The organism is Streptomyces sp. NPDC007917 (genome assembly GCF_042959105.1).
In the GTDB taxonomy this organism is placed as follows: domain Bacteria; phylum Actinomycetota; class Actinomycetes; order Streptomycetales; family Streptomycetaceae; genus Streptomyces.
On record NZ_JBIBKK010000051.1, the window covers coordinates 21,935 to 27,721 of the forward strand.

General features: G+C 72.2%; 3 protein-coding genes. 1 reads left to right on the plus strand and 2 read right to left on the minus strand.

What is annotated here, in order from left to right; translation table 11 throughout:
* Positions 1-75 precede the first annotated feature (75 nt).
* The gene (locus ACFZDL_RS46605; protein WP_353597200.1) at positions 76-1,455 is read left to right on the plus strand and encodes a cytochrome P450; all 1,380 of its coding nucleotides are present in this window, start codon (positions 76-78) and stop codon (positions 1,453-1,455) included.
* Between the two features lie 53 nt (positions 1,456-1,508).
* Here the strand turns inward: ACFZDL_RS46605 and ACFZDL_RS46610 are convergent, their stop codons facing one another.
* On the minus strand, positions 1,509-2,501 hold the full coding sequence (locus tag ACFZDL_RS46610; protein WP_353597201.1) for a spirocyclase AveC family protein: 993 nt from the start codon (positions 2,499-2,501) through the stop codon (positions 1,509-1,511).
* A gap of 40 nt (positions 2,502-2,541) precedes the next feature.
* Positions 2,542-5,787 (minus strand): SDR family NAD(P)-dependent oxidoreductase (locus tag ACFZDL_RS46615; protein WP_391194533.1); only part of this gene is annotated, 3,246 nt, incomplete at its 5' end.

Genomic DNA, 5,787 nt, shown 5'->3' on the forward strand with positions numbered 1-5,787 from the left:
GGGCTTCTTGGGGGTGTTGATGGCTCCTTATCCTCATTTCCTCCGGTAGCGGCCGACCCTGATAGGAGTTCCGCGATGTCTGCCCCTCTCCCCGTCCCCGTTGTGCCGGGCTCATGGCCGGTGGTGGGCCATCTGCCCCGGCTGGCCCGGCGGCCGCTCGACTTTCTGGCCTCCCTGGCGGACCACGGGGACCTGGTCAGAATCCGGCTCGGCCACAAGCCCGTTTACGTGGCCACCCACCCGGACCTGGTGCGGTCGCTGCTGGTGACCGACGCACACGCCTACACGCGAGGCGCCGGACACGGCAAGGCGCTGGCCTTCATCGGCCCCATCCTGGTGGCGACGACCGGTGACCCCCACCGGCGCCAGCGCCGCATGATGCAGCCCTGCTTCCACCGGCAACGGCTCGGCGGCTACGTGGCCGCCATGTGCGCGGCCGCCGAGGAGACCGCCGACTCCTGGTCGGCGCACGAGGTGGTGGATGTGGTGCCCGCCATGACCGAGCTCGCCACAGCCATGATCGCCAAGTCGTTGTTCCTCTCCGGACATGCCGCGCACGCCGAGGCGGAACTCCGTAAAGCCGGCAACGCCATCCTGACCGTAGCCAGGATGAGCGCGATCCTGCCCGGGATCTACCGACGGCTCCCCACCCCCGGCAACCGGCAACTGCCCCCGGCCCGAACCGTCATCGAGGAGACCATCGCCGCCTACCGCGCCGAAGGGCGGGACCACGGCGACATGCTCTCGATGCTCCTGAGGACCACGGACGCCACCGGCGCCGGTCTGACCGACGAAGAGATCCGCGACGAGGTCATGGGCCTGGCCATCACGGGAATCGGCGGGCCGGCCGCCATCGCATCGTGGATCTTCTACGAACTCGGCCGGAACCCCGACCTCGAACGGCGGCTGCACGACGAGCTCGACACGGTCCTCGACGGCCGGCCACCTCGCTCCCAGGACCTCACCCGGCTGGTCTTCACCCAGCGGCTCGTCAAAGAGGCCCTGCGCAAGTACCCGGGATGGGTCGGCGCCCGGCGCACGCGAGAGCCGGTCCGGCTCGGCGGCCACGAACTCCCCGCCGACGTCGAGGTCATGTACAGCGCCTACGCCCTCCAGAACGACGCCCGCTGGTACCCGGACCCCGAGCGGTTCGACCCCGACCGCTGGGACCCCGAGCGGAACGCCACGCGGGTCAAGAAGGGCGCCTGGGTCCCCTTCTCGGGAGGTGTCTACAAGTGCATCGGAGACGCCTTCACCGAGACGGAGACCGCGGTCGCCGTCGCCGTCATCGCCTCCCGGTGGCGGCTGCGCCCGGTGCCCGGGCGCAGCGTCCGGGCGACCCACCTGGCCACCCATGTGGTCCCCCAGCGGCTCCGCATGATCGTGGAGCCCAGGACCGGGAACAAGGACGAGGCGCAGCGCCCACCGAGTGTGGCGCCGCAGGCGAGCCGGTGACACATCGGGCGTGCGGGCGGTCGGCGGTTCGGGCGTGCGGGCGGTCGGCGGTCTCAGTAGCCGGCCGTCGGGCGGAAGAATTCGGGGAGCCGGTCCGGGGGAGCGCCGTCCATCAGTGAGAACACGATGTGTGTGCCGGTGTAGAGGGCGATGCTGATATTGGCCCCGCCCACCACCGCCAGCAGCCGCACCCATGGCCTCGGGCCCTCCGGCAGGAGGGCCGCCCCGGACTCCAGACAGGTTTCGCCGCGCTGGTTGCGGAAGTGGCGCACGGCCCCCAGCGCGGCGCCGAAGAGCGCCGAGGCCACCATCTGATACAGCGGGAACTGGTACCAGTGCCCACTCCAGACGGTCAGTTCGGGCACGGCTCGCGTCCATACCGAGACGCCCGCGAAGGACACCAGCGGCTCGGCGACGTCGAGGACCACGACGAGCAGGAAGCCGAGCGCGAGCAGCCGGACCGGCCCCAGCCGTGGCCACCGGGCAGCGGCACGACCCATGCCCTTGCCGCAGGCCACGGCGACCATCATGGCCGTCATGCAGATGCTCAGGGTCGCCAGTGGCAGCTCGGCTTCCTGGTGGGCCCCCGCCCCTTGCCAACCCGGCACATACGGCCCCCACGAGGCCACTGCCCCGAACACGTTGACGTTCGAGGCGAGCACCGGGTGGATCCAGTTCATCAAGGGGCTCTGCCAACTTGCCGACAGCAGGCCGATGAAGAGCAACGCGTCGAACGTCAGCCGTCCACTGGCCCGACACCTCCGGTAGAGACACACCGCGAGGATCACCGCTCCCGCCACGGACAGCAGCGGAACCAGCACATCGGCGATCCGCTCCGAGCCCCCACCGCCCGCGGTCGTGGGCGCCTTCTCGACGCGGTAGCCGCCGTCGGCGAGCCAGGAGGCGAACACGTACACCTGAAGCCCCAGCACCAGGGCGCCGACACATGCCCACAGCGCCACGGGAAGGGCGAACACCCGCAGACCGCGCACGGCATCGGCCTGCTCGGCGGCCTCCGGCCGGTCCTCGTCGACCAGATCGGTCATGTATCACTCCTTACTACGAGTCGGAACTACGGGGTTCGAACTACGAGTCCGAGCCGGACTGGTCGCCGTGCGCCAGGCCGATGAGACTGTCGACGTCCATCTCGTCGATCGAGGGGGCGTCCTCCGCGGAACGCGCGGCCGGGACGGCAGGGCCCTCGGCGAGCTTCAGCAGCGCGGGCAGCAGGCCCGCCTCCCGGAGCCTGCCGAGCGGAATGGACGCCACGGCGGCCCGCAACTCCTCCTCGCCGGGACCGGCGGCCGAGGTCTCGGCCGCCCCGGCGCCGTTCCCGTTCGTCGGCAGCAGCAGGACACGCATGTGCTCCGCGAGCGCGGTCGGGGTCGGAAAGTCGAACGCGACGGTCGCGGGCAACCGCAGGTCGGTGGCGGCGGTGAGCCGATTGCGCAGCTCGACGGCGGTCAGCGAGTCGAAACCCAGCTCCCGGAAGGCACGGCGCTCCGCCACTTCCTCGATCCCCGCATGGCCGATCACCGCGGCGGCGTGGGACCGCACCAGACGCATGAGGATCCCCTGCTGCTCCTTGCCACCGCAGCGGGCGAGCCGGTCGCGGAGCGACACACCCACCTCCGACCCGTCCTCGCCTCCGCCGGCCGCGCCGGGGCGGGCGGAGACCGGGACGAGCCCGCGCAGCAGCGCAGGCACCCCGGCGCTGTCCGCCCGCGTGCGCAGCGCGCCGAACTCGAACCGGGCCGGGACGAGGAACGGCTCCCCGGCCGCCGACGACGCGTCGAAAAGGGCAAACGCCTCCTCGGTGGCCAGCGGCGCCATCCCCCCACGGCTGATCCGGGCGTGGTCGGTGCCGTCCAGATGGCGTGTCATCCCACTGCCCTGCGCCCAGAGCCCCCAGGCCAACGACATGGCGGGCCGCCCCTCGGCCCGGCGGTGCCGGGCCAGCGCGTCCAACACGGCGTTGGCCGCCGCGTAGTTGCCCTGGCCCGGCGAACCGAGTACGGATGCCGCGGAGGAGAACATCACAAAGGCGGCCAGGTCCGCGTCGCGCGTCAGCTCGTGCAGGAGCAGCGCCGGGACCACTTTGGCGCGGAAGACGGTGTCGATCCGCTCGGGTGTCAGCGAGGGGATCGTGCCGTCGTCGAGCACCCCGGCGGCATGGATCACGGCGGTCAGCGGATGCTGTTCGGGGACGCGGCCCAGCAAGGCGGCCAGCGCCTCGCGGTCGGCGGCATCGCAGGCGGCGACGGTCACCGTCGCGCCGCGCGCCTCGAGCTCGGCCGCCAGGGCCCCTACTCCCTCGGCCTGCGGGCCGCGACGGCCGACCAGCAGCAGCCGCCGCACACCGTGCGCCATCACGAGGTGGCGGGCGATCAGCCCACCCAGCACTCCGGTGCCGCCCGTGATCAGCACGGTGCCCGCCGGATCGAGCGCCCATGGCGTCGTGTCAGCTGATCCGTCGTCCGCTTCGCCAGCCGACCCGTCGGCCCGTACTTTGGTCGATCCGTCTGCCGGGCCGGGCCGATCCTGCCGTGGCACCCGCACCAACCGCGGTACGCACACCTCTCCGCCGCGGACGGCCAGCTGGGGCTCATCAGCGGTCAGCGCCGTGGGCAGCACCTGGGCCAAGGAGCCACGCCCGTCCCAGTCCACCAGCGTGATCCGGTCCGGGTTCTCGGACTGCGCCGAGCGGACCAGGCCCCACACCGCCGCGCCGGCCAGATCCGTGACGTCGTCCTCCCGGCGGGTGGCGACCGCCCCTCGCGTCAGCATGACCAGCCGGCTGTCCGCGAACCGGTCGTCGCCGAGCCAGGACTGCAGCAGGCGCAGCGCGTGGCACACGGCCGTGTGCACGGCCGAGCCGCCCGTACCGTCACCGCCCTGGTCCCCGCCACAAGGGACGACGATGACCTCTGGCGCGCCATCGGCCTCCATGGCGCCGAGCAGCGCGGACCAGTCGTCATGGCGCCGGCAGGCGAGCCCGTACGGATCGGCGCCGACGACGGTGAAGCGAGAGGGATCGGAGGGAGAAGCACCGGAGGAGGAGTGAACGGATGGGGAGGGGCCTGCGGCGGGCAATGCCACGGCCGGCCATTCCAAGCCGAACAGCGACTCGTGATGCTCCGAGTGGGTGGCCCGTACCTCGCCCGCGGACACCGGCCGCAGCACGAGCGCGTCGACGGAGGCCACTGGCCGCCCCGACTCGTCCGTCGCCTCGATGGCCACCACTCCACGGCCCGGCCCCGGCGAGAGCCGCACCCGCAGCACCTCACCACCCCTGCGATGCAGGGTCACCCCACGCCAGGCGAACGGCAACCGAGCCGCCCGCTGCCCCTCACTCGCATCGCCCGTCTCCTCGGCCTCGTTCTCGGCGCCACCCCCGGCGCCACCCCCGGCGTCGCCCCCGGCGTCGCCGAGGGGCGGATCGAGGCCGAGGGTGTGCAGCGCCGCGTCCAGAAGGGCCGGATGGATGCCGAACCGGTCGGCCTCACGGGCTTGCGGTTCGGGCAGACGCACTTCGGCGAAGACGTCCGAGCCCTCGCGCCAGGCGGCGCGCAGCCCGTGGAACGCGGGCCCGTAGGCCAACTCCGCCCCGGCCAGCCGCTCGTACAGCCCGTCGAGATCCAGGGCGTCGGCCTCGCCTGGCGGCCACGCATCGGGCATCGAGCCGGTTGTTGTTGCCGGAGGTGTGGTGGGCGAGGAGGGGCTGCTGCTCAGGGTGCCGGTGGCATGCCGTGTCCATCGACGGCCCGCGCCCTCGGAATGCTCGGCGCCCTGCGCGTTCTCCGCGCCCGGGACGTCGTCGTCACTCCGCCCGTAGGCTACGAACTCCCGCCGCCCCTCGCCGTCCGGGGCCCCGACGCTGATCTGGAGAGCGATTCCGCCACGCCGCGGGAGGAGAAGGGGCGCATGAAGGGTGAGTTCTTCGACATGTCGACACCCGACGCGCTCACCCGCCTGCAGGGCGATGTCCAGGAACGCCGTCCCGGGCAGAAGCGCGACGCCGGCGAAGGCGTGGTCGGCCAGCCAGGGGTGCGTACGCAAGGAGAGTCGGCCGGTGAAGAGGTGTCCGTCGCTGTCCGCGAGCAAAGTCGCGGCGCCGAGCAGCGGGTGCCCGGCCTCGCTCAACCCAACCGCTGTGATGTCTCCTGTTTGGTTGGGGGTGTTGAGCCAGTAGCGGTGGTGTTGGAAGGGGTAGGTGGGGAGGTTGGTGTGTTGGGGGGGTGGGGTGTGGTGTTGGTGGGTGGTGTGCCAGTTGATGGGGTGGCCGGTGGTGTGGGCGTGGGCGAGGGCGTGGAGGAATTGGTGGGTGTCGTC

Bases quoted from the DNA above. Each gene is read 5' to 3' on its own strand.
- ACFZDL_RS46605 (WP_353597200.1), top strand. From the start codon at position 76: ATGTCTGCCCCTCTCCCCGTCCCCGTTGTGCCGGGCTCATGGCCGGTG.
- ACFZDL_RS46610 (WP_353597201.1), bottom strand. From the start codon at position 2,501: ATGACCGATCTGGTCGACGAGGACCGGCCGGAGGCCGCCGAGCAGGCC.